This window comes from Noviherbaspirillum galbum (assembly GCF_010974945.1).
Classification (GTDB): domain Bacteria; phylum Pseudomonadota; class Gammaproteobacteria; order Burkholderiales; family Burkholderiaceae_D; genus Noviherbaspirillum; species Noviherbaspirillum galbum.
In genome coordinates this window covers 30,870-55,256 of record NZ_JAAIVB010000065.1, presented here as the reverse complement: position 1 = coordinate 55,256, position 24,387 = coordinate 30,870, and the positions used below count along the sequence as shown (strand labels likewise).

The following is a 24,387-nucleotide window of genomic DNA, read 5'->3' as shown; positions in this document are numbered from 1 at the left end:
GACATGACGAACGTCAATGCAGTTGGCAGCAAGAAAATTACCATGCGGGCATGCTCTCTTCGATGCCAATCGATCCCATGCCGCCAACGGAAGCGGCGCACGGGGATGCCTTCAAGACGCCCGCGCCGCATGGCGCCGGAAGCCTGTCTCCGCTCGATGCGACGATACGCAAGGCCATCCGCGGCAAGCGCGTGCTGCGCCTTGGACTGCGCGATGGACCGGCTACCGTCGAGCCGCACGGCCTTGGCCTGAACCATTCAGGCCAGCTTGCCTTGCTGTGCTATCGGATCGAGAGCCGGGGAAATGGAAGTCCGGGCTGGAAGGTGGTGAGGCTGCGCGACATCCATGTCGCGGTCGATACGAGCGGGAGGTTCCATGCGCCGCGGCCGGGTTACCGCCGCAATGACGGAACCTTGATTGCGGTGTTCGAGCAGCTTTGATTTGGCTTGTCGTGGCTCGGTCGCCGCGCAAGAACCGCCACGGCGGCCATCTCCAAATTTCCGCCCACGCGCCAGCCTAATTCTCTCCGTGCCTGCCCTGCCCGTGGGCCCCGTGCCCTGGCTTGCCGCCCCGCGCATTCATCCTTGCCGGCCCCTGTTCTCCATACACCAGGTCACCGCGCTTGAGCGCATGAAAATCCGAAGAGCCCGGCTTGATGCCGAGTTCCTTGGCGATCATGCCCCATCCCTTGCCAACCCCGGTCCCATGTTCGTAGACACGCAGGACGCGGTCGACGGGTTTGCCTGACATCTGCGACAACTGGAAGATCATGAACGCCACGCCCGGTTCGGAAACTGAACGCTGGATAACCTGAACCTCGCTTGCCGGCACGCCGAACTGCGCGCCGACGGTCGCATAAAACCCGGGCAGGTCGACCTGCGCGCGCACGTTGACGTCTTCGATGAAGGCTTCAAGCCCGTCGCGCGCCAAGGCCGGACCGGAAAAGGCAAGCAGAAGTGCCAGGGAACTGATCACGCGTTTCATGGGTTGCATGTTGTGAACCACTCGCAAATAACAGGTGATGCGCTTGCCCGCCGGCCACGCGCCATTGATGAACGCCGGAAGCCGGGAAGCAGCCGCGAATGCGCCGCATATACCGATAGTATGCCAAGTCGATCCCGATCCTCCAAGATGTCCGCGCATTCTTTTCGCGATTGCCCGGCCAACCTGTCCGGGACAGTGCCGCATCGGATAAGATCCCTTATTGAAGCGCCGCCGCGGACGCGTCATGCCGAGACATGACAGGCACGCGAGTATTGGCAAGGCCACGTATAAAGGCAAGGGCTGACTTTTTCGCAGGGTTTGATGATTCAGGCAAGGATTCCAGGGGGAAGGAGCATCGAGGAGCGGTCGCGGCGCCGGTTCTGGACAGCGATCTGGCTGTCCCTGGCCCTGCACGGCGCCGTGCTGTCCCTGCGCTTCGGCGAACTCGGCCTGGGCCTGCCGGGAAAGGACAAGCCGCTCCCGCCCGGGCTCTCCACGCCGGGCCTGTCCGTCACCCTGTCGCCGCCCGCGATGCCCCTGCCCTCACTGCCGCCACTGCCACCACTGGCCGCTCAACCTTCGCCGGCCGACGCGCCGCGAAGCTTGCCGGATCCGCCGACGTCAGCCATTGCCGCCCTGGCACCCAAGCAATCCGACAAGCCCGAGACACCGGGCGCCGTTCGATCGAACCCGGGCTTACGGATGGTGGACATCGCTCCCCCTGCTCCGCTTCCCTCGCCGCCCGTGGCTCCGCTGCCCGCCGTGTCGCCGCGCAAGGCGGCCCCGCCGCGGGCAGCCGTCCGGCGAAAGGCAGCCAGCCCACCGCGCCGCGCGCCTCCGCCAGTAATCGCCCTCGCTCCCGACAAAGACAAGGACTTCGTCCTGCCTGCCCCTGCCCCGGAACTCCAGCAGCCCGCCCCGGCGAGCAAGGAAGAACCCGTCATGGAGGCCCGCGAATTCGCGCCCCGGCAGGAAGACGAGGCAGTCTCCCGCAAGGAAGATACCGAACGGGCGGAACGCGCGAGGCGCGAGGCAATGGAAGCGCGGGAGTTCGCCGAGCAGGAAGCCGCGCGCGCCGAGCAGATCAACCAGGAACAACTCAGGCAGGAGCAGATTCAACAAGAGCAGCGCCAGCAGGAATCCATTCGCCGCCAAGCCATGGAAGAACGCCAACGCGCCGAGCAACGCCTGGCAGAGGCGGAGGACCATGCGCGCAGGGAGCGCGAGATCGAGAGACAGCGGACCGAGGCCGCTCGCCTCGCGGCGGAAACCGAACGCCGCCGCGCGATGCAACTGGCCCAGGAAGCGCAGGCCATGGCGCAGGTGGAAGCGCAGCGCCTCGCCGAGGCGGAGATCCAGCGACGTCAGGAACAGGAACGCGAGCTGCAGCGCCAGCGCCAGCTCGCCGAGCAACTGGCGCAGCAAGAAATGCAACGGGACGCGCAGCGCCTCGCGCTCGAAAGCGCGCAGCGCGAACGGCGCGAGCAGGAAGCCAGGGAAGAGGCGGCGCGAATCGCGGAACGGCAGCGCCAGACCCTCGCGGAAGAGGCCGCGGCCCGCCAGCGGGCGCAGGCAGAGGCGCAAGCACAATCACAGGCCCAAGCCGATACCCAGGCCGCCCGCCAGCGCGAAGCCGATCGCATGGCGGCGCGGGCCAGGGACCTGCCGGGGAAGGATGGCGGCCAGGCAGGCGCGCAGCCCGCGCAAGGCATGCCTGCCCAGCGCGGCAATGCGCCCGGCAGCCTTCCCGGGGGCGGCGACCTCGCCAGCCGCGCGCTGGACCAACTCCGCCGGCCGGAGCCGCCGCGCATGGACGCGCAGGCCGCCCGACCCGTGCCGGATGGCGCCGACGCGCCGCGCCGTTCCATCCTCGGCAAGGCGCCGCAGGATGTCGGCATGATGATGTACATCGAAGGCTGGCGCCTGAAGATCGAGCGGACCGGCCGCCTCAACTACACCCAGACCGCCGTCGACAAATCGCTGAACGACGCCCTGGTCACCGTCGTCGTGCGCAGCGACGGCAGCGTCGAGGACATCGTCTTCCATCGTTCCAGCGGCCGGCAGGAACTCGACGACGCGATCCGCCGCATCATCCGCATCAATGCCCGGTATGCCGCCTTTCCGCCCGAGCTGGCGCGGCGTTATGATGTCATTCCGATCCGCCGCATCTGGAATTTCGAAGACAAGCTCCGCCTCCTCGAGGAAGTAAGCTTTTGACACGCTCGTTCCACGGCCGGATGTTAACCCGGCAGATTCCTGAAACCATTGCCGGAAAAAACGATCTCAAGCCGGTCCGCGCTTCCAGCGTACCGGCGCGCCAGTGCGCAGGGACCGTCATGGACTTGCAAGAAAAGGAATCCGCTTGAACCCGACCATCTTCATCAGCATGGCCTCCTACATGGACCCGATGCTGTTCTTCACGATCAACGACGCCTTCGCCAAGGCCAGCCGGCCGGAGACGATCCGCATCGGCGTGGTCGACCAGCATGTCGACGACCATCGCGCCGCAATCCGCGCCTTGCCCCATGCGCAGCAGGTGCGTTACATGCATGTCCATCCGGAGGATACCCAGGGGGTGAGCTGGGCGCGCAACATCGCCTTTTCGCTTTACGACGGCGAGGCCTATCTGCTGCAGGTCGATTCGCATACCCTGTTCGAACCGGGCTGGGACGACAAGCTGCGCGACCAGCATGCGACGGTGCGTGAACGTTTCGCCAAGCCCATCCTCACGACCTATCCCTATCGTTTCGACATCATCGACGGACAGCCGCGCTACGAGCCGAACGCCGGCCACACCGCGCTGGTGCTGCGTCCCCATGCGGACACGGTGCTCACGCCGGCCGATACCGTGATGCGCTTCCAGGGACGCCACCTTTTCACCGACGAGCACGTGCGCGGCTGCCATATCGCCGGAGGTTTCCTGTTCTGCGCCGGCAGCTTCGTGGAAGAGGTGCCCTACGATCCTTACCTGTACTTCCACGGCGAGGAGCAAAGCCTGGCGGTACGCGCCTTCACGCGCGGCTGGGACATCCTGCATCCGATGCAGATCCCGCTTTATCACCTATACAAGAACGAAGGCACGCCCCACGATTCCCACCACTGGCATGGCGAGGTGGAACGCCGGCGCTCCTTCCCTTCCGCCTATCTCACCGAAAGGGCCAAGCAGCGCCTGAACAGGCTGCTCGCGGGTGATGGCTTGCCCGGCGCCTATGGACTCGGCAAGGTACGCAGCATGGCGGAATTCACGGCGCTGAGCGGCATTGATTACCGCAATGGCATCATCACCGATCCCTTCGACGGCAAGCTCTGCTGATCGGCCCGCATTGACCCTCCCCCGTGCGCGCCTTCAGGCAAGTTCGACCAGCACCGGCTGATGGTCGGAGGCGCGACTGGCATCATCCGCCTGGAGGCGGCTCAGACGCGGCAGCAGGTCTTCCGTCACGAAGATGAAGTCGAAGCTGGAGGAACCTTCCGGCCATTGCTCCCTGTCGTACAGCCCGATGGTCGGAGGATGCGGGACATCGGGATGCAAGGCCGTCCAGGCGTCCCGGTAGGCAGGAATGCCGCTGTCGAACGGCGCCTCCACCCAGGCCTTGTCCGGCGAGTCGGGCGGCATGTTGAAGTCGCCCGTCAGGATCGCGGCAGCGCCGCGCGGCGGGATGAGGAACGGACCATCGGCCAGCTTGCCGGCATGCGTGCTCATCGCATGCCCGACGGCCTCCTCGTGCATGTCACGCAAGCGCCCGACCTGCGCATGACGCTGCCGCTCGGAGTAATACTCGAGATGCGTCGTCGTCACGCGAATCAGGCCCAGCGGGGTATCGAGGGTCGCTTCGAGCGCCATGCGCTGCATGCTCTTGATGCCATCTTCCGCCGGCCAAGGCAGCATGTTCCGGAACACCTGCAGCGCCGGAAAACGCGACAGGATCATGTTGCCGAAGCGGCGGCGCCGGCCGGCATCGTCGGGTGCCTCGGTCGCCACGCCTTCGATGGCGATGAAGCCGGGCAGCAGGCTTGCCAGTTCGCGGAACTGGTCGCGGCCATCGCATCCCGCCAGCTCGGGATAGCCGCTGGAGACTTCCTGCAGGCACAGGACGTCGAAATCGGCGAGCGCGCGCGCATCCTGGACGATGCGCTCCAGGTCGACCTTGCCGTCGACGCCCCTGCCCCACTGAATGTTCCAGGTGATGAGTTTCATTGTCGGAAAACCCCCGCTGCCGGCGCGGCCCGGATTGATCGGCACTGGCAGGCGCGCACGTTGCTCCCTGCCATTCATCCTAGGTCAGTTCACGAACACGGTTCTTGCTTTTTTTAAAACGGCATGGAGACGGGGGGGCGGAATATCCCCCGGAATGTCTTGCCATTGCGCACATCGTTGCTTCCCATGCCACCGTGCACGTGTGCCGGCGGTCACGACGTGATGATGTCGCGCCCGATCTCGCGGATGGAGCGCACGCCGGTCAGGACCATGTTGGTGCGCATGTCCTTCTCGAACAGCTTGAAGAGGTTTTGCACGCCGGCCTTGCCGTGGGTGGCGAGCGCATAGATGAATGCGCGGCCAAGCAGCACGCCGTCCGCGCCCAGGCCGAGCATGCGGATGACGTCGGTGCCGGTGCGCACGCCGCCGTCGGCGAAGATGGTCATGTCGCCCTTGACCGCGTCGGCGATCGCCGGCAGGGCGCGCGCCGACGACAGCGCGCCGTCGAGCTGGCGGCCGCCGTGGTTGGAGACCACGATGCCGTCCGCGCCGAATGCCTTGGCGTCGCGCGCGTCCTGGGCTTCGAGAATGCCCTTGATGACCATCGGTCCCTGCCATTCGTCGCGTATCCATTGCAGGTCGGACCAGCCGATGCCGGGATCGAAGTTGTTGGCCAGCCAGCCGATGTAGTCCTCGAGCCCGGTGGCGTGTCCGCGATAGGCCGAGATGTTGCCGAGGTCATGCGGACGGCCAAACAGGCCGACGTCGAAGGCCCAGCGGGGATGCAGCATGGCCTGCATGATGCGCCGCGCGGCGGCGTTCGGACCGCTCATGCCGGAATGCGCGTCGCGGTAGCGCGCGCCGGGCACCGGCATGTCGACGGTAAAGACCAGCGTTCTGGCGCCGAGGTCGCGCGCGCGCCGCAGCACGTCGCGCATGAAGCCGCGGTCCTTGAGCACGTAGAGCTGGAACCAGATCGGCTTGCTCGACGCGGCGGCCACTTCCGCGAGCGGACACAGCGACACCGTCGACTGGATGAAGGGAATGTTGCGCTCGGCGGCGGCGCAGGCTGCCTGCACTTCTCCGCGCCGCGCATACATGCCCGCCAGCCCGATCGGCGCGAGCGCGATGGGCAGGTCGTATCTTTCGCCGAACCACTCGGTCGACAGGTCGAGCTGCTCCGATCCCTTGAGCACCCGCTGCCGCAGCTTCACCTGCTGCAGGTCGTCGATGTTGGCGCGCAGCGTCTGTTCGGCGCCGGAGCCGCCGTCGAGGTAATGGAACAGGAAAGGGGGAACGCGGCGGCGCGCGCCTTCGCGGTAATCGGTGGCGGAGGAGATGATCATGTCGGTTGGATTCTTGCTCTTGCGAAATCACGATGGAAGGACTGCCTTGGCTCCATGATAGTGGATGTCTTGCCGGCATGCGTGTCACCGCGGCAAAAGCCTTTCCTGCAGCCGGCGCCGGGCCGGTTTAGACTTGATGTTGACGCAACGCCATGCTGGCCTTGCGAAAACGATGAGGGGAGACAACCATGCAGGCATTCCGTTTATTGTTTCGTGCGGGCGGTTGGGCCGTGCTGTCGCTTGCCGCCGCCACCGCCGGGGCAGCCGGTGCATCGGGATATCCGGCGCCGAAGGAGGGCAACTGGGTAGCGCGGGATTTTCGCTTCCACGATGGCGAGCGCCTGCCTGAACTGCGCATCCACTACCTCACCATCGGCGACCCCGCCGGCGAACCGGTGGTGGTGCTGCATGGCACCGCGGGCTCGGCGGCGCGGATGCTCACGCCGTCCTTTGCCGGCGAACTGTTCGGGCCGGGCCAGCCGCTAGACGCGAGCCGTTACTTCATCATCCTGCCGGACGCGATCGGCGCGGGCGCCTCGTCCAAGCCCTCCGACGGCATGCGCACCGCGTTCCCGAAATACAACTACGACGACATGGTCGATGCCCAGCACCGCCTGCTGACCGAGCATTTCGGCCTGCGGCACGTGCGGGCCATCATCGGCAACTCCATGGGCGGCATGCATGCCTGGATGTGGGGTACGCAGCACCCCCGCTTCGCGGACATCCTCGTGCCGATGGCATCCCAGCCGACCGAGATGGCAAGCCGCAACTGGATGATGCGCCGCCTCATCATCGACGCCATCCGCAACGATCCCGACTGGAAGAACGGCCAGTACACCACGCAGCCGCGCAGCGCGCATTTCGCCTCGGTCTTCTTCGGCATCGCGACCAGCGGCGGAAACCTGGCCTACCAGAAGGCGGCGCCGACGCGTGAAAAGGCGGACCAGCTGCTGGACAAGCGACTCAAGGCAACCGACGGCACCGGCGACGCGAACGACATCCTGTATCAATGGGAATCGTCGCGCGACTACAACCCGTCGGCGGGACTGGAGCGCATCGAATCCGCCGTGCTGGCGATCAATGCCGCCGACGACGAACGCAACCCGCCCGAAACCGGACTGATGGAACGCGAGATGAAGCGCGTGAAGCATGGCCGCTACTACCTCATTCCCGCCAGCGAGGAAACGACCGGGCATGCGACCACCGCGAATGCGCGCTTCTACAGGCAGCCGCTCGCGGACATCCTGCGCAGCGCGCCGCGGCTCGGTCAGCAAGACTGATCGTCGTGGCCATCTTCCCGGCCATCGTTCTTTTCAATGCCTGCTTCCCGCGACAACGCCACGCCGCAAAGCGGGCAGTACAGGAAGGGGAAGCAGCACAAGGCAAACACGAGCGCATCCGGCATGGCATAGGCGCGGGAATACGACGCGCCTTTCTGCACGAGCTCGAAACGGTAGAGGCCGACGACGTCATCGACCTGCGACTGGCGGACGATGCGGGGACGCCTGCGCGGCGCGGACGAATTCCGTGCATAGCCGTGGAAATGCAGCCAGCCGACGTAGTGGTCGCACTGCCGCGGCGAACCGCCTCCGGGTTCGCTGGCATCCGTTTGCAGGCGCGGCCTTTCGTCCACATTACCCTCCAGTAAATGACTGCACTGTACAAAACAACAGTGTATTTGCAAGAGTGGCATCCAGGAAGTTTGGTTCCGATCAAGCGTGATTGATGCCGGGAGTCAATGCGATTCAATGCCGGCCGTCGAGGCGGCCTTGAGCGTCATGGCGGGAGGCATCGCAAATTTGCGCGTGAACGCACGCGGTCGGACTTATCATGGTAGTAACGACTACAGCGATGGCATTGCCGCGGCCGGCTCATCGGATTCATGGAGAGCCTGTTCCCAGCCGTTCCTGATTCCACATTTCCTGACCGACCGTGAAAGGCAAAACCATGAATGACCTGGAACGCAATGGCGGCGCGCAGCGCAAGGTGCTGCTCGCCGGAGCCACCGGCCTGGTGGGCAAGTCGCTGCTGCAAGGACTGCTGGCGGACGACTCGGTATCCTCGGTGCATGCGCTGCTGCGGCGGCAGGTCGACATTTCGCACCGGAAGCTCACAACGCACCTCACCGACTTTTCCTCCCTGCCTGCGCTGCCACCGCTGGACGAGGTCTACCTCGCCCTGGGCACGACCATCAAGGTGGCGGGGAGCCAGGCGGCGTTTCGCGCGGTGGACTTCGATGCCAACCTCGCGGTGGCAAAGGCGGCGCGCGATGCGGGGGCAACCCGGGCTGGCCTCGTCAGCGCCATGGGCGCGGATGTGCGTTCATCCCTCTTCTACAGCCGCGTCAAGGGAGAGCTGGAGGATGCGCTCGCCGGCCTCGGCTTCAGCGCGCTTGTGATCGCGCGGCCATCGATGCTGGTGGGGGACTGCGAGGCGCTGGGCCAGCCGGTGCGTTCCGGCGAAAGGATCGCCTTGCATGCCGGCAGGCTGCTGCGTCCCTTCATTCCCGCGAACTACCTTCCGGTCAATGCCTCGGACGTCGCGGCAGCCCTGCTCGCCCGCGTGCCTGCGGCGCGCGGCCGCGAAGTGCTGCTTTCGGGCGCGATGCAGCCGGCGCGCCGGCATTGATCCGCACGCCGGCATAACCGCGACACTCTCTGCGTTCGCGCAAACAACGAACTTCACATCCCGTTGTCGAACCTGTGTAACCACCAGACACAGCAACCAGAAACACGGGAGGACGGGATGTTGACGCTACGCCGCACCGGCCAGGCGCTGATGGCCCTGAGCGCGGCCGCATTCACCACCTGGGCCGGCTTCATCGCCTTGATCACCACGCGGCAGCGTGAAATGCTGTTCGCGCCTACCCGGCAGCGCGAAGTCGCCCGCTGCTCTCCCGTCGGCCACCGCACGCGCCAGGTGGTGCTGCGTTCGGCGGACGGCACGCGGCTCTGCGGCTGGCTGATGACGCCGCGCGTGCCAGGACCGCATCCGGCGGTCGTGTATTTCGGCGGACGCTCGGAAGAGGTGTCGTGGGTGGTGCGGGATGCGGAACATCTCTTCCCCGGCCTACAGGTCCTGGCCGTGAATCACCGCGGCTTCGGCGAATCGCAGGGCATTCCCGGGGAACGCGAACTCGTCGATGATGGCTGCGCCTGCGTCGACTGGCTATGCGCCGCAGGACGCGTCCCGGACGGCAGCCGCATCGCCATCGTCGGCCGCAGCCTCGGCTCGGGCATCGCGGTGCAGGTGGCGGCAAGGCGCGCGGTGGCCGCCGTGGTGCTGGTCACGCCCTTCGACTCGGTGCTGGCGGTGGCACGCCGGCGGATTCCCGCCGCCCCGGTCGGACTCATCCTGCGGCATCGCTTCGAATCGGTCAAGGTGGCCGAACAGGTACGGGCACCGGTGCTCATCGTGCGCGCCGAGCGAGACGACGTGGTGCCGCATCCGCATACCGACGCGCTGGCGACGCGCCTGCCGAAGCTGATCGACGATGTCGTCATCCCCGGCTCGGATCATGCCAACATTCCCTTCATCGTCACCACGCAGTTGCTGGTGCGCCGTTTCCTGAGGCAGGCGTTCGCGCTCGCGGAACCGGCGGAAACGCATGCCGCGCCGGGCGCCGGGAACGACCTCAGGGACGCGTCATCCTGCAGCTCGTCGGCAATGCCGTCTCATTCAAACTCAGATAACGCTCGGTCTTGAAACCATAGCCGCTGCCTTCGTTATCGAAGCGAACCGCGCCGTCGGCGGTCTTCTGCATCACGGAAACATACAAGGGCTGGAGCAGCTGGTGATCCGCGGCGCGCATCACCGCTTGATGAAAACCGTTGTCGACAGCCGCGCCTTCAAGAGCGCGCGCGACGGATGTTGCATCCGCCGTGCCGGCTTTCTCGATGGCACGGGCCAGCATGTCGATCATCAGGTGCATGCGAAGGTGCACGTAGTCGTCCTCGGGTCGCGGGTAGCGCTTGCGAAACGCCTGGTAGAAGGCGTCGCTGGCCGATCCCGGCAGGCCGGCGTTGGGATGCCACTCCGCGACCGCGCGCACCTTGCCCACGCCCGCTTCCCCGATGGCGGCCGGCGCGCCGAGGCCGTTGCCGTAGAAGGTATAGAACTTCACCGGCAGGCCGGTTTCGCGCGCCGCCTTCACCAGCAGCGTCAGGTCGTTGCCCCAGTTGCCGGTGATGACCGTGTCGGCGCCGCTGGCACGGATCTTTGCCGCGTAGGGCGAGAAATCCTTGATCTTGCCGATCGGATGCAGCTCGTCGCCGACGATGGCGATGTCCTTGCGTTTCTGCGCAAGCTGAGCGCGCGCAACCCTGGCGAGATGCTGGCCGAAACTGTAGTCCTGTCCGATCAGGAAAACCCGCCTCGCGCTGGCATCGTTCTTGATGACTTCGGTCAGCGCGTGCATGCGCATGTCGCTGTTCGCGTCGAAACGAAAATGCCAGAAGCTGCATTTTTCGTTTGTGAGGGAAGGATCGACGGCGGAATAATTCAGAAACAGCATGCGTTGCGCGGGCATGCGCTGGTTATGCTTTTCCACGCCGTCGACCAGGGCGGCGGCCACGGCCGAACTGTTGCCTTGAACGATGAACGATACCTTCTGGTCGGCATACTGACGCAATCCGATCAGCGATTCATCTACCGTTTGTTTATTGTCGAAGGTGAGCAGCATCAGCGGATGCCGCCCATCCTGCAACCGGACGCCGCCATGCGCATTGATGTTATCGATGGCAAGCTGCAGGTTCCGCACGACGGCCGCGCCCGCATTGGCGAAAGGACCGGACAAGCCTTCGATCATGCCGATGCGGACCGGATCGGGCGCGGCATGGGCAAGGGATGCCGCGGCGGCGAGCGCGGCGCAGGAAAGAAATGACATTCGCATAGGGCCGCGATTCTAACATCCGGCCTGAGGAAGGCCATGCCTGCAGATATTTAAATGCGGAACGGGATCGTTTTTCACGCACCGCAGTCTACGTCCATTGATCGTTGAGAAAACTTAAACAATGTCTCGGTAGGTCTTGAGTGACCGACTTAAGATTGGCTAACGTTGCAATTCCATTACAAGGAGTGATGACATGCAATCCCTCACCTCAGCCAAGGAAGCCATCAAGGCCGAACTTGCTCATGTCCGCCAAGGGGCCGAATACTATATGAATCTCGCGAACGCGCTCGAGGAGGCTCTCGAAAAACTCGAGAGCGTCGAAGGCAGCGGCGACGATGACCGCAAGGGCGGACAACGAGGCCGCCGCGGCACGCGTTCCGCAAAAACGGCTTCCTCCTCAACCGGCGCCAGCAAGAGGACCGTTGCCGCGCGCGCAGGACGGGGCGCGGCGAAACAGGCGGCCAAGGGCGCGGGACGCGCGGCGAAATCAGCCGGCGGACGCTTGCCTAAAACCGGCATGGACTTCTGGATGAAGCTGCTGTCCCAGGAACCGAAGTCGGCAGGCGACATTCTTAACGCGGCAATCTCCCAACTGGGATTGCAACCGGATGGAGACCAGAAAAAGAAACTGGTGCAACGGCAAACCTATGCATTGAATACCCTGGTCAAGGAAAACAAGATTGGCGACGAGGGAAGCCGGCGCACCCGGCGCTTCTTCGTGCGCGGCGGAGAACAGGCAAGGCAGTGATGAACTGCACGGCGCAACGCGATGCTTGCCCGCACGGGCCTCTGCACCGCGTTGTGCCTGGCGATGGCCTGGCGGCGTGTCCGGTGGCGCGGCCAGTCCTGATGCAAGGCAAGTCCCCGTCTCGCAAGCATTTAACTTCCGGACCGTCCTGAACTTCAACCACCCTTCATTTCCCTCTTCCGGGATTTTCCTCGATCCCACCTTCAGCCGCCCTCAAGTTTGTCATTCCCTCGCCGGCGGGAATCCCGTTACGCAACACCTTCCCGCCGCCATCCTCGCATCACCGCCTTCCGGCAAAACTCCGCTTCCCTCATTTCGCCATTTGCCGACATAATTCGACATATTGCCTATTGGCATTTCCGCTAGACTTGCCTCACCTCCGAGCCACAAGCATCCCCTGCCATCATGCTGAAACACGCCTTGCCCGCTCCCTTGCCGCTCGCTATTCTGCTCTCGACCTTGTACGGCGCGCTGACCCTCGGTCCGGCAATGGCCCAGACGCCGCCCGCGCAGCCGGGAGGCACGGATGGCGCGCCCGCCGACGCCTCGCAGCGCGTGACGATCACCAGCGGCCGCCAGAGCGATACCGAGCAGCGCCGCAATTCCACCGCCGCGAAGATGGTGTTCGGACGCGAGGAACTCGACCGGCAGGGAGACAGCACCGTCGCCGACATCCTCAAGCGCCTGCCCGGCGTGACGATCTCCGGACGCCCGGGCCGCGGCGGCGACATCCGCATGCGCGGCCTGGGGAACGGCTATACCCAGATCCTGCTGAACGGAGAGCGTCCGCCGCGCGGATTTTCGCTCGACACGCTTTCGCCGGACCAGATCGAACGCATCGAGGTATTCCGCGCGCCAACGGCGGAGTTCAGCACCCAGGCCATCGCTGGCACCATCAACATCGTGCTGCGCGAGGAATTCCGGCAGAAGCAGACGCAGATCCGCGTCTCGGACAGCATCGAGCAGGGCAACCACCAACCGAGCGCATCCATCACCCATCCCGGGCAGATCGGCGCGCTGTCCTATCAGCTTTCAGCAACCGTGTTCGAGCATCGGCATCGCAGCGAGGATGCGACCGACAACCTCGGCATCAATGGCAGCGGCGCCACGGTGCTGGCCCAGCATATCGACGATGACAGCACGCGCAGGAGCAAGGGCATCCAGCTTGCGCCGAACGCGACCTACCGCTTCGGCAATGGCGACACCGTGGGATTGCAGGCCTTCCTGATGCAGATCGAAAGCAGGACCGACGGCGACAGCGTGCTGACGCAGACGGTGGGCACGCCGCCCTACGCCACCGCGAAGTGGAATTCCAGCAGTTCCTTCAGTGTGGGGCGGCTCACCGCCAGCTGGCAGCATCGCTTCCAGCCGGGCATGCGCCTCGACGCCAAGCTCACCACCGGCGCCAACCACAATGACAGCGACACGCTGCGGCTGCAGCGGGATGCGGGCGGCACGCTGGTCAATACCCTCGTCGACACCAGCAACACCAGCGACCGCAACGTCGGCAGCAATGGCAAGCTCAGCATATCGGCCGGGGATGGCCACCTGATCGCCACCGGCTGGGACATCGACTGGAGCCGCCGCGAGCAGACCCGCGTCTCGCTCGACAACGGCCAGCCGCAATTCTTCGATTCCGGCGAAAGCCTCTCCGCGCGCACGCGGCGCCTGGCGGCCTTCGTGCAGGATGAATGGGAAATCACGCCGCAATGGTCCGCCTACATGGGGCTGCGCTGGGAAGGCATCCAGACCAGCAGCAGCACGGCCGCGGGACCGATCGACAACAGCAGCAGTGTCTGGAGTCCGATCCTGCAGGCGGTATGGCGCGTGCCCGGCAAGGAAAAGGACCAGGTGCGCTTCGGCGTCACGCACAGCTACCGCGCGCCCGGCCTGTCCGACCTGGTCGCGCTGCCGGTGATTTCCAGCCTCAACAGTCCGACCAGCCCGGACCGCATCGGCAACCCAAGCCTGCGCCCCGAATTGTCCACCGGCCTGGACCTAGCCTATGAACACTATCTTGGCAACGGCGGCATCCTGAGCGCGAACGTGTTCGCGAGGAGCATCCGCGACCTCATCCGCCGGCGCATCGCGCTCGAGGACGGCATCAACGGACCGCGCTGGGTATCGCGGCCGCTGAACATCGGACATGCCATCACCAGCGGCCTGGAACTCGAGGCCAAGTTCGCCTTGCGCGAGCTCCTGCAGGATGCGCCGAACATCGATTTCCGCACCAACTACAGCCGCTTCTGGTCGCGCGTCGACGAGGTGCCCGGCCCGGACAACCGGCTCGACCAGCAGCCGAAGCAGACCGCGAACGTCGGCCTCGACTACCGGCTGGCCCGCCTGCCCCTCACGCTCGGGGGAAGTCTCAACTGGACGCCGGCCTATGAAGTCCAGGTCAACGAGACGCAGCGCATCAGCACCGGCAACAAGCGCCAGCTGGACCTGTACGGACTATGGCGCTTCAATCCGCTGGCGCAGGTCCGGATCTCGGCGAACAATCTCATCAACAGCAATTACTTCAGCGGCAATGCGGTATCGACGAGCAGCTACAGCCAGTCGTCGAATACCACGGCACGCACCTACACATCGCTGACCATCCGGCTGGAACTCAAGATCTGAGAGGCGCGCCGCCCTCCAGCTTCGCGTCAATACGTCCGGTCCGCATCCGTGGATAATCACGGGGATGCAACTACGGCATGTGCCGGAAGAAAGCGGGGAAGCAGATGCAGGCAAGACAACATGGCATCGCCGGCACGATGTTCACCATGGCGGTCGTCATCATGGCGGCGCTGGTTCTGCGGCAGTTCCTGCTGCCTCTGGTCTGGGCAGGACTGATCTGCATTGCCACCTGGCCATGGTTCCTGAAGCTGCGCGCGCTGCTGAACGGCCGCACGGCGGCCGCTGCGCTGCTCATGACCCTCATCGTCGCCACCCTGCTTGCCTTGCCGGCAATGATCGGCTTGCAGCAGATCATCAAGGAAGCGCCGGTCGTCGCCCAGCTCATTGCCGATGCCAACAGCCAAGGCGTTCCCGCGCCGGATTTCCTGCGGCACATTCCCTTCGCCGGGAACGAGATCTGGCAATGGTGGCAGACCACGCTCGCGCAACCCAGGGGATTGAGCCACCTGTTCACGGATCATCCGGAAATGCATGTCCATTCCGCGACCGAACTGCTGCGGCGCTTCGGCAGCCAGATCCTGCATCGCCTGCTCGACTTCGGCTTCGCGATGCTTTGCCTATTCTTCTTCATCCTGAACGGCGAAACGCTGCAACGGCAGACGGAGCGCATCGGCATCCGCTTGCTGGGCGACAAGCGCTGGAACCGGTATTTTCCCGGACTGCCGCTGGCGGTGCGCTCCACCGTCAACGGACTGGTGTTCGTGGGACTGGGGGAAGGCGTGCTGATCGGCATCGGCTACGCCTTCGCCGGCCTGCCTTCTGCCGCGTTGTGGGCAGGCTTCACCGCCATGCTGGCCATCATTCCCTTCGGCGCGCCGGTGGTCTTCCTTGGGGCGGCCGGCATACTCGCGTCCCAGGGACGGATGGTTCCCGCAGTGGAAGTCGCCGCATGGGGAATGGTCGTTTTGTTCATCGCGGACCACTTCATCCGCCCGCAGCTCATCGGCAGCGCCACGCGCCTGCCCTTTCTCGCGGTGCTGTTCGGCATTCTCGGCGGCATCGAGCTTTTCGGGCTGGTGGGATTGTTCCTCGGGCCGGTGATCATGGTGCTGGCGGTGACCTTGTGGCGCGAAGCGTCCGCCCCTACGCCCCTCCTGCCTTGATTTTTTGATTCACCGCGGCAAGCGCGCAGCAAGGCCGGATTGCCAGCCGATCAAGAGGTAAACGCAACGGCCGCGGCGCGGAGAAGCGCCGTTTGCCGCGTTCGTGACGGCGGTCACAGTGGCGCCCCGACCCCGCGCTTAAAGTGAAAGCGCATCATGAGTTCTCCTGAGAGTGTTGGGCCCGCTGGCGCAAGCCGGCGGGCCATTTCTTTTTCAGGTCAAGCCCGTGCGCCGTCATGCCCCGCGCATCATTCCGGCAGCGGGATCCATTCCGTTTCTTCCGGCACCTTGCCGAATTGCTGCTCGCGCCAGCGCGCCTTGGCTTCCTCGATCTTTTCCCGCGAGGAAGCGACGAAGTTCCACCAGATGAAGCGTTCGCCATCGAGCGGCTCGCCGCCGATGAGCGCCACCTTGGACGGTTCCTCGGCTTCGATCAGGACCTCGCCTTCGCCGGACAGGAAGACCATGTGCCTCGGCGGCACCGGATTGCCATTGAGGCGGACATTGCCTTCCACCACGTACACGCCCCGCTCGGCGTGCTCGGCGCTGAACGGCAGCGCGGCGCCGGCTTCCAGCTCGGCGGCGACGTATACGGTGTCGGAGTAGGTTTCCACCGGCGAGGTGGCGCCGTATGCCGTCCCGAGAATCACGCGCAGCGTCGCGCCCGGCAGCGTCACGCGCGGTATCGTCGATGAGGGATGATGGCTGAAACTCGGCTCGGCCTCCTCGAATGCCTTGGGCAAGGCGATCCAGATCTGCAGGCCGTGCAGGCGCACGCCGGTCGCGAGATCCTCGGGCGCGGTGCGCTCAGAATGCACGATGCCGCGCCCCGCGGTCATCCAGTTGACGTCGCCGGGAACGATGCGCTGCTTGGAACCGAGGCTGTCGCGATGCAGGCCCGCGCCATCGAACAGATAGGTGACCGTCGCCAGGCCGATATGCGGATGCGGCCGCACGTCCATCCCCTGTCCCGGCGGCAGGTCGGCAGGCCCCATGTGATCGAAGAAGATGAAGGGTCCAATGGTCTTCTGGGGAAAGGCCGGCAGCAGGCGGTGCACGTCAAACGCGCCAATCGAGCGCACATGAGGTTTGATGAGTTGCATGAGGTTCTCCTGGGATTTTTGCATTATGCCCCGGATCGGCATTACGATCATGCCTCCACCTCAGACAAGGAATTCCATGGCAACCGTTCACCTGCACAGCGATCAGGGCTACCAGCAAGTTCTTCGTTCCCGGACACATGCGTTCCGCTCCGACGAGCCGGCCGATGCGGGCGGCACGGATTCCGGTCCCGCTCCCTATGAACTGCTGCTCGGTTCGCTGGCGGCATGCACCGGGATCACGCTGCGCATGTATGCCGACAGGAAGGGCTGGTCGCTGGGACGCATCGAAATCGATGCCCGCTTCGCGCGCGCCGAGGACGGCACGGAAACGATCACCCGCAAGGTGCGGTTCGGCGAGGCGCTCGACGAAGAGCAATGCCGCCGACTTGCCGAGATCTGCGAAAAGACGCCGGTGACGAAGACCCTCAAGCGCGCCATGGCGATCAGCACAGAAATCGAACGCCGCTGAAGCATGGAGGTATTGCTCCTGACGATCCCCTTTTCTGCACTTACCATTCCTGCCTTCCGGTAATTCGCATTGAGCAAGTACAACAAGCATCTTAACTGTCTTGAAAAAGACAATCGCGGCGGATAGACATCATAGAAGCAGTTCCGTGCATCGAACGATGCATCGTTGACGCCAGCCATCGATGAGCCCTGTGCCTGCACGCCTCTGCCCTGAAAGGGAGAACAGAAAAGCACATACCGACAGGAGACTCAACATGACTGCAGTACCGGCAAAAGAGCATCAAGACGTACCGGCCAGCATAAACTCATCGAACGCATCCGCCACAGTCCGCTCCAGCAGAACGGCACGGCATGCCGGCAGCACGCCCGGCGGCTTCCGGCACGCCCTGCTTCCCATCGTTTCCGCCGTGCTGCTCGCGGCCTGCAACAGCGGCGGCAGCGACAGTGCAAGCGATTCAACCAGCACCACGCCTTCCGGAGGTTCCGGCACGACCCTCCCGGTGGTGACGGTGCAGGAACTCAATACCCTGCAGGGGAATACCAAGGACCTGAGCGTGGAATTGCACGAAGGCACGAACATGGCTGTCGCGCCTTCGCCGGATGGCAAGCAGCTGGTCTTCAGCGCACAGGGCGCGCTCTGGCTGATTCCGATTACCGGCGGCTCCGCCACCCGGTTGACCGGCTGGGAGCTCGAGCCGACAGGGCCGGTCTGGTCGCCGGACGGCAAGACCATCGTGTTCCAGAACTATGCGCCGACCGGCAACTATCACTTGTGGGCGATCGACACCAACGGCGCGAATCCACGCGAACTCACGACGGGGCCCTTCGACGATCGCGAACCGACGTGGCTTCCAGATGGCAGCGGCCTCGTGTTCGCCTCGGACAGGAGCGCGGACGGACAGTACAAGATCTGGAGCTTCACGCTGGCCAATGGCCAGTACCAGCAACTGACCAAGGGACCGGGCGCGGAAGGCTTTCCGGTCGTGTCGCCGAACGGCAAGCAGATCACCTTCGCCGACACGGGCAAGGTGTACATCATGGACATTCCGAACGGCGTGGCGGTGCCGGCCGGGAATGGCACGATTCCCTCCTGGAACAGGGATGGCACCGGCGTCATCTACCAGTCCGAGGCCAAGGCGCTCAACATCGGCGGCAAGGACGTGGTGCTCAACGAAGACCTGTTCCCCTTCCCGCTGCGCTGGCTACCGGACGGCCGCTTCGTTTATGCCTCGGACGGCAAGATCCGTATCCGCGACGCCGCCGGCGGAGCCCTGAGCGAAGTGCCCTTCAGCGCCAAGCTGACGGTGCGGCGGCCGGTCATCACGACGACGCGCGACCGCGGCTTCAATGCGCTCGCGGAGCGGCAGGCGATCGGCATCAGCGCTCCGACCATCTCGCCCGACGGCAAGAACATCGCCTTCGTCGCCCTCAATGACGTATGGATCATGGAGATCGGCAAGGACCCGGTGCGCCTGACCAACGACACCGACCGCGACGGCAATCCGCAATGGACGCCGGACGGCAAGGCGATTTACTTCTCGACCGAGAAGGGGAATGCAGGCGCGCTGGCGATCGACCAGATCGACATCGCGACGCGGCAGCGCACGCGGCTGGCCTCGATCACCGGCAAGTCGATGGTGACGCCGAAGATGTCGCCCACCGGCGACCGCATCGCCTATTCCACCTTGTCGGGACAGCTCGAGGTCTGGGACATGGCGAGCAAGACCGCACAGGTCGTCATTCCCTCCGTCAGCACGCAGGTCAGCACGCCCTCATGGACGCCCGACGGCAGCAAGGTGGTGGTGGTCGACAACGAGCGCATCAACAACCGCTTCCGCGAAGGCTACAACAAGCTGCGGGTGATCGACGTCGGCGCGAAGACGGCGAAGTTCTATGCCGTCGCGCCCGCGCCCCAGCAGATCTCGGAGCGCGACGAAGGCGCGGCCGTGCTTTCCCCGGATGGCAGGCAGGTGGCCTTCATCATGGACTCGGTGCTGCACGTCATGCCGGTCAATCCCGACGGCTCTCCCGCCGGCGCGCCGAAGGCACTCACCACCGACGTCGCCGATCTGCCTTCCTGGGCCGGCGATTCCGCCACCATCCTCTACAAGTCGGGCACCGCGCTCAAGACCATCCAGGCGGACGGCTCGGGCAGCCGCGACGTCGCGGTGAACATCCGCTGGAAGCAGGCAGTGCCGACGGGAACGACCATCGTGCGGGCAGGCAAGCTGTGGGATGGCGTCAGCGACACGGTACAGAACGACGTCGACATCGTCATCGCCGGCAACCGCATCACTGCCGTCCGGCCGCACCAGGCGAACGCCCAGCTGAACGCCGACAACTACGTCGACGCCTCCAGCCTGACGGTCATGCCCGGCATGTGGGACCCGCACGTGCATCCGCTCACGCTATACCAGGGCGGGCAATACGGACAGATCGCGGCACTGATGCTGTCCTACGGCCTCACCTCGACGCAATCGGTCGCCGGCCCGCTGCACCAGAGCACCGAGATCCGCGAGGCGCTCGAAGCCGGCAACCTGATCGGGCCGCGCCTGTTCGTGTCGCCCCCTCTGTGGGAAGGCAACCGCCTCTTCTACAACTTCGCCCGCACGTTGCGGACGCCCGAGGTCGCCGACAAGGAAATCGCCAAGGCCAAGGCGTTCGGCGTCGATTTCCTGAAGTCGTATGTCAGGGCACCCATCCCCATCATGACCAAGATCGCGCAAGCCGGCCTGGACCTCGGCATTCCCACCGGCACGCACATGCTCTCGCCCGGCGCCGCCACCGGCCTGGGAGGAACGACGCACTTGTCGGCGACGCAGCGCATGGGGTACGGCTGGGCCAAGTCCTTCGTCAACGCCATCACCTACCAGGACGCCTATGACCTGCATGCGAAGGGCGATTTCCACCTGATCGACACGCTGTTCTCGGCGCAATCGCTGGTCGCCCAGGATGCGGGCATCGTCAGCGACGACCGCTTCATCCTGGTCCCGCCCAACTTCGTGACCGGCCTGCAAACCGCCGTCCAGCCGACCGCCGCGCAACTCGACACCATCAAGAAGGACGCGCAGCAACAGTTGAAGGTGCTCAACGCCGGCGGCCTGCTGGCAAACGGCACCGACTCGCCGCTGGTGGTGCCGGGAATATCGCTCCACCTCAACCTGCGCGCGGCCGGGCTGGTGATGTCGAACGTGCAGGCGCTGAAGACGGTGACCATCAACGCGGCACGGATGAGTTACCTGGACAAGGACCTCGGCACGGTGGAAGCCGGCAAGCTCGCGGACCTCGTGGCGGTCAGGGGAAATCCGCTGGACGACCTGGCGGCGGCGGCCAACGTGGAATACGTGGTCAAGAATGGAAATGTGCTTTCCAAGGCGCAGATTCTTGCGCCGTTCAAGACTGCGACGGCATTGGCAGCGCGCAAGCGGGCGATCCTGGCGTATCAGCAGATGTGCAGGAAGGTGCCGCATGAGTGTGAGACGGGGATGCATGCGGATTGAGTGAGGCAGCGGGAATGCGTGGGTCGTCTGCGTTTGACCTGCGCATTCTTGCGGTTCTTGCTCACTGACGTCTGGCGAGGGCATTCTAGCGACCCTCCGTCATCCCCGCAAACCTCCGTCATCCCCGCGCAGGCGGGGATCCCATTTCGCTCGTCCAAAGAACCGCCAAATGAACTTCCCTTGGAGCGAATCCAACGCCCCGGAGACCTGCCAGCACACTCACTCTTCCAACACCCCTACCTCGGCGGCACCACGCTTGATGGCGGCGGCGGCGGCGGCGGACTACCGGGAGGCGGTGGCGGATACGGCGCCGCTGCCGGCGGATACGGCGCCGGCGCGGAAGTCATTGGCGCCGGATAGCTCGGTTGCGCATAGCGCTGCTGCCGGTAGCCCTGGTAGGACTGGGACTGGCCGCCCGGCACCTGGTGCCCCTTGGCGTACATGCACTGCATGTAGCCGATGTCATAGCGCCGCTGCAGGCCGCGGGTGGATGCATCCGCCGCGCCGGTGCCCGCAAGTCCGCCCATCGCCATGCCTGCGCCGGCCCCGACGCCCGCGCCACGGCCGCCATTGATGGCCGCGCCCGCGACCGCGCCGAGCACCGTGCCCACGGCGGCGCTCTTCACGCCGCTGTCGGCGGACACCGACGCGGCATTGGCGCCATTGACCTGCTGGGAGGCGTATTGCCGGCAATCCTGGTCATCGAAGCGGAATTGCTCGAAGCTCTTGCCGGAGCCGGGCATCACATAGACGCTCGGCCCTTCCGGGATCGTCGTGCACGCCGCGAGGCTGAGTCCGGCAAGACCCAGCGCGGCGAGTTTCATTGAAGTGTTCATGATGAATGCGGACCGTCAGGGTTGAGGGGATGGCTGGGCCGGAACCTGGCGCCATCCGCCGGGGCATTGCTTCACGTAAGGATAATAGCCCTCCGGCTTGGCGCAGAAATACCAGACGCCGGGGGCCGGCGAGGACGCCATCGGCGCGGGGGCGGACGGCGGCTGGCCTTCCATTCCGTCCGGCGCGCGCTGGATGTAGACCGGCGCGCTTTCCTGGACGATCACGGTGGATGGGTAGACCGGATAGGCCGGCTGCGGGTAATACCACGGGCCGTACCATCCCGGACCGAGATAGAGGCCCAGGCGCACGCCGGAACCATGATGATGTACCGGCCAGGCAAAGGCCGGGGCGGCGATAGCCGTGGCCAGCAGTGCCAGGCTGGCAGCGGCGGCTCGAACAGCTTTCATGATTTCTCCTCGGAAAAGTCAACGAACGACTCCGGCGGACGAGGCCGGTTTTTCATGGCGCGCGCGGCGTCATGGCTTGCTGCATCGTCATGATAACGTCTGGATGTATCCCCGATATGTCGAAGTGTAATCCGTGCCGCGCCCGCAACAGGGCACGCCCGGGTCCGGGGAACCAGTCGCCGGCATCTTGTCGAATCCTACACGGGCGGCGGCCCGCGATGGCGGTCATCCGCCGCCAGCCAGGGCCGCGCCAACTTCTCCCCCTCTCCCGAAAGGACGATCCATGCCCAATAAAGAGTTTGACAACGCCGCGGCCGCAACCGCACGGCTGCAACGCAAGATCCAGGAAGAAACCGATGCCAGGGAAGGCATGCGCGACGGCGGACAGCAGGAATCCGGCCCGGTGCAGGCAGGACAGCGCGAGCAGCCTGCGCCGCCTTTCCCGAAGAAGCGGCTGGCAAAACCGGGCACGGAATCGGAACTCGATCCGGCACCGCAGTTCATGGCGCCGGGCTACAAGGGCAGCGGCAAGCTGGAGGGCATGACGGCCATCGTGACCGGCGCGGATTCCGGCATCGGGCGCGCGGTCGCGGTCCTGTTCGCACGGGAAGGCGCCGACGTCGCCGTGCTTTACCTCAACGAACACGGCGATGCCGAGATGACCAAGCGCTGCGTGGAGAAGGAAGGCCGCCGCTGCCTGCTCATCGCGGGCGACGTCCGGGATTCCGCCTTCTGCAACCAGGCGGTGCAGCAGACGGTCGACGCCTTCGGCAAGCTGGATATACTCGTCAACAATGCCGCCTTCCAGGAGCACGCCCTGTCGCTCGAGGAGATCACGGACGAGCATTTCGACATGACCATCCGCACCAACCTCTACGGCTATTTCAACATGGCGCGCGCCGCGCTGCCGCACCTGAAGGCGGGGTCAAGCATCATCAATTCCGGCTCGGAAACCGGACTGTTCGGGCAACCCATCCTGCTCGACTATTCGGCGACGAAGGGCGCCATCCACGCCTTCACCAAGGCGCTCGCCACGAATGTCGCGCCGCGCGGCATCCGCGTCAACGCGGTCGCGCCAGGACCGGTCTGGACGCCGCTGAATCCGGCGGACCAGCCGCTTGACCAGGTGGAGCAGTTCGGTTCAAGCACGGACATGAAGCGCCCGGCGCAGCCGGAAGAAGTTTCGCCGGCGTATGTCTTCCTCGCCGCGCCGGTCTGCTCCGCTTACATCACGGGCGTGGTGCTGCCGGTGATGGGCGGCGTCACGGGCAGCGCCTGAACGGGAGGATGGCGATCGGGAGTGTGCCGCCGCGGCCTTGCACGCGGCCGGCCTTCCCCGGCAGGGCGAGCTCAGAGCCTGATCTGGCTGAAGCGCTGGATGACCGCGGCGAGCGCGTCGAAGGAGACCGGCTTGCGGATGCGTTCCGCGGCCCAGCCCGGCATGGGCACATGGTCCGAGATGGCCGACATGATCACCACCGGGATATCGAAGGACAGCCCCGGAAATTCCAGCAGCGCCTGCTCCATGAATTCCCAGCCGTTCATCACCGGCATCATCAGATCGAGCAGGACGAGTCCGGGAATCAGGCCTTGCCGCAGCAGCGCGAGCGCTTGCGCCCCGTTCTCCGCACCCGTGCAGGAAATGCCGTGCAGGCCGAGCAGATCGACCAGCGAATTACGCAAGTCGTCGTTGTCGTCCACCAGGAGAATCATCTGATCAAACATGGGCTGTCACCAGAGTGCCAGGAGCCTGGCAAACGTTTTTTGCATCGTCGATGATCGGGCGCATCGCGCTTGCGACCATGTGTTAAAGCATGGTAACAGGGCAAATTCGATTTAGAAAATTTGCGGGTTTTACCTTGTCCAAGACACCTCGTTACGACCGATAAAAACACAGTTTTCCCCGACGAAAACAGGTTCGGCTGGAAGAGGTTGGTAAAAAGCCGGAATCATTTTCCTGTTTCGCCGTGTTCGATGAGCCGTCAAAGCGGCGCCGTGGATGCGGCAAAAAAAATTTTGCAGGATGAAATCGTGAGAATCGCCGCCGTCTTGGACAATGTCAGGAGGAAACGGCGGCGATGCCGCGGCAGGCTTTCTGCCTCCGCTTCATTGGCGTGAAT

General features: G+C 64.8%; 21 protein-coding genes. 12 read left to right on the top strand and 9 right to left on the bottom strand.

Annotation, left to right across the window (positions count from 1 at the left end; genetic code table 11):
• Positions 1 to 62: 62 nt before the first annotated feature.
• Positions 63 to 440 (top strand): hypothetical protein, encoded by a 378-nt coding sequence (locus tag G3574_RS18420; protein ID WP_163966398.1) that lies wholly within the window; start codon positions 63 to 65, stop codon positions 438 to 440.
• A gap of 76 nt (positions 441 to 516) precedes the next feature.
• Here G3574_RS18420 and G3574_RS18415 read toward each other — a convergent pair whose 3' ends face one another.
• Complete coding sequence (locus tag G3574_RS18415; protein ID WP_205609844.1) at positions 517 to 993, bottom strand: hypothetical protein; 477 nt, start codon at positions 991 to 993, stop codon at positions 517 to 519.
• A gap of 312 nt (positions 994 to 1,305) precedes the next feature.
• Between G3574_RS18415 and G3574_RS18410 the strand changes: the two genes are divergently transcribed.
• Both G3574_RS18410 and G3574_RS18405 read left to right on the top strand, forming a co-directional pair.
• Positions 1,306 to 3,201, top strand: a complete 1,896-nt coding sequence (locus tag G3574_RS18410; protein ID WP_163966396.1) for a TonB C-terminal domain-containing protein — start codon at positions 1,306 to 1,308, stop codon at positions 3,199 to 3,201.
• A gap of 145 nt (positions 3,202 to 3,346) precedes the next feature.
• The gene (locus G3574_RS18405; protein WP_163966393.1) at positions 3,347 to 4,297 is read left to right on the top strand and encodes a GlcNAc-transferase family protein; all 951 of its coding nucleotides are present in this window, start codon (positions 3,347 to 3,349) and stop codon (positions 4,295 to 4,297) included.
• Between the two features lie 33 nt (positions 4,298 to 4,330).
• Here the strand turns inward: G3574_RS18405 and G3574_RS18400 are convergent, their stop codons facing one another.
• Both G3574_RS18400 and lldD read right to left on the bottom strand, forming a co-directional pair.
• The gene (locus tag G3574_RS18400) at positions 4,331 to 5,182 is read right to left on the bottom strand and encodes an endonuclease/exonuclease/phosphatase family protein (protein ID WP_163966391.1); all 852 of its coding nucleotides are present in this window, start codon (positions 5,180 to 5,182) and stop codon (positions 4,331 to 4,333) included.
• 212 nt (positions 5,183 to 5,394) lie between these two features.
• Positions 5,395 to 6,528: an FMN-dependent L-lactate dehydrogenase LldD gene (gene lldD, locus G3574_RS18395; RefSeq protein ID WP_163966388.1), complete on the bottom strand. Its 1,134-nt coding sequence runs from the start codon at positions 6,526 to 6,528 to the stop codon at positions 5,395 to 5,397.
• Between the two features lie 188 nt (positions 6,529 to 6,716).
• On the opposite strand from lldD, the gene G3574_RS18390 reads away from it, so the two are divergent.
• The gene (locus G3574_RS18390; RefSeq protein ID WP_163966383.1) at positions 6,717 to 7,808 is read left to right on the top strand and encodes an alpha/beta fold hydrolase; all 1,092 of its coding nucleotides are present in this window, start codon (positions 6,717 to 6,719) and stop codon (positions 7,806 to 7,808) included.
• Here G3574_RS18390 and G3574_RS18385 read toward each other — a convergent pair.
• The gene (locus G3574_RS18385) at positions 7,796 to 8,161 is read right to left on the bottom strand and encodes a hypothetical protein (protein WP_163966380.1); all 366 of its coding nucleotides are present in this window, start codon (positions 8,159 to 8,161) and stop codon (positions 7,796 to 7,798) included. The two genes, G3574_RS18390 and G3574_RS18385, sit on opposite strands and share 13 nt — an antisense overlap.
• A 314-nt stretch (positions 8,162 to 8,475) precedes the next feature.
• On the opposite strand from G3574_RS18385, the gene G3574_RS18380 reads away from it, so the two are divergent.
• Both G3574_RS18380 and G3574_RS18375 read left to right on the top strand, forming a co-directional pair.
• Positions 8,476 to 9,156, top strand: a complete 681-nt coding sequence (locus tag G3574_RS18380) for a Rossmann-fold NAD(P)-binding domain-containing protein (protein ID WP_163966378.1) — start codon at positions 8,476 to 8,478, stop codon at positions 9,154 to 9,156.
• Positions 9,157 to 9,273: 117 nt separating this feature from the next.
• Positions 9,274 to 10,233 carry an alpha/beta hydrolase gene (locus tag G3574_RS18375; protein ID WP_235953508.1) on the top strand — a complete coding sequence of 320 codons (960 nt, stop codon included), beginning with the start codon at positions 9,274 to 9,276 and terminating at the stop codon, positions 10,231 to 10,233.
• Here the strand turns inward: G3574_RS18375 and G3574_RS18370 are convergent.
• A complete protein-coding gene (locus tag G3574_RS18370; RefSeq protein WP_328804809.1) occupies positions 10,163 to 11,413 on the bottom strand; it encodes a branched-chain amino acid ABC transporter substrate-binding protein in 1,251 nt (416 codons plus the stop codon). The genes G3574_RS18375 and G3574_RS18370 overlap by 71 nt on opposite strands.
• 199 nt (positions 11,414 to 11,612) lie before the next feature.
• Between G3574_RS18370 and G3574_RS18365 the strand changes: the two genes are divergently transcribed.
• The 3 genes from G3574_RS18365 to G3574_RS18355 all read left to right on the top strand — a co-directional run bounded on the left by G3574_RS18365 (position 11,613) and on the right by G3574_RS18355 (position 15,952).
• On the top strand, positions 11,613 to 12,167 hold the full coding sequence (locus G3574_RS18365; protein WP_163966373.1) for a hypothetical protein: 555 nt from the start codon (positions 11,613 to 11,615) through the stop codon (positions 12,165 to 12,167).
• Positions 12,168 to 12,572: 405 nt separating this feature from the next.
• Positions 12,573 to 14,789 carry a TonB-dependent receptor plug domain-containing protein gene (locus G3574_RS18360; RefSeq protein WP_235953507.1) on the top strand — a complete coding sequence of 739 codons (2,217 nt, stop codon included), beginning with the start codon at positions 12,573 to 12,575 and terminating at the stop codon, positions 14,787 to 14,789.
• A 104-nt stretch (positions 14,790 to 14,893) separates the two neighbouring features.
• Positions 14,894 to 15,952, top strand: coding sequence for an AI-2E family transporter (locus tag G3574_RS18355; RefSeq protein ID WP_163966371.1), 1,059 nt, complete (start codon positions 14,894 to 14,896; stop codon positions 15,950 to 15,952).
• Between the two features lie 248 nt (positions 15,953 to 16,200).
• On the opposite strand, the gene G3574_RS18350 is transcribed toward G3574_RS18355, so the two are convergent.
• Positions 16,201 to 17,055 (bottom strand): pirin family protein, encoded by an 855-nt coding sequence (locus G3574_RS18350; protein ID WP_235953506.1) that lies wholly within the window; start codon positions 17,053 to 17,055, stop codon positions 16,201 to 16,203.
• Between the two features lie 76 nt (positions 17,056 to 17,131).
• Between G3574_RS18350 and G3574_RS18345 the strand changes: the two genes are divergently transcribed.
• Complete coding sequence (locus tag G3574_RS18345) at positions 17,132 to 17,524, top strand: OsmC family protein (protein WP_163966365.1); 393 nt, start codon at positions 17,132 to 17,134, stop codon at positions 17,522 to 17,524.
• Positions 17,525 to 17,777: 253 nt separating this feature from the next.
• Positions 17,778 to 21,023: an amidohydrolase family protein gene (locus tag G3574_RS18340; protein ID WP_163966363.1), complete on the top strand. Its 3,246-nt coding sequence runs from the start codon at positions 17,778 to 17,780 to the stop codon at positions 21,021 to 21,023.
• A 236-nt stretch (positions 21,024 to 21,259) separates the two neighbouring features.
• Here the strand turns inward: G3574_RS18340 and G3574_RS18335 are convergent, their stop codons facing one another.
• Both G3574_RS18335 and G3574_RS18330 read right to left on the bottom strand, forming a co-directional pair.
• Positions 21,260 to 21,859 carry a hypothetical protein gene (locus tag G3574_RS18335; protein ID WP_163966359.1) on the bottom strand — a complete coding sequence of 200 codons (600 nt, stop codon included), beginning with the start codon at positions 21,857 to 21,859 and terminating at the stop codon, positions 21,260 to 21,262.
• A 15-nt stretch (positions 21,860 to 21,874) separates the two neighbouring features.
• Positions 21,875 to 22,267: a hypothetical protein gene (locus tag G3574_RS18330; RefSeq protein ID WP_163966356.1), complete on the bottom strand. Its 393-nt coding sequence runs from the start codon at positions 22,265 to 22,267 to the stop codon at positions 21,875 to 21,877.
• 283 nt (positions 22,268 to 22,550) lie between these two features.
• Between G3574_RS18330 and G3574_RS18325 the strand changes: the two genes are divergently transcribed.
• Positions 22,551 to 23,546, top strand: a complete 996-nt coding sequence (locus tag G3574_RS18325) for an SDR family oxidoreductase (RefSeq protein ID WP_163966354.1) — start codon at positions 22,551 to 22,553, stop codon at positions 23,544 to 23,546.
• Between the two features lie 71 nt (positions 23,547 to 23,617).
• On the opposite strand, the gene G3574_RS18320 is transcribed toward G3574_RS18325, so the two are convergent.
• Complete coding sequence (locus tag G3574_RS18320) at positions 23,618 to 23,992, bottom strand: response regulator (protein WP_163966351.1); 375 nt, start codon at positions 23,990 to 23,992, stop codon at positions 23,618 to 23,620.
• Positions 23,993 to 24,387: the final 395 nt, after the last annotated feature.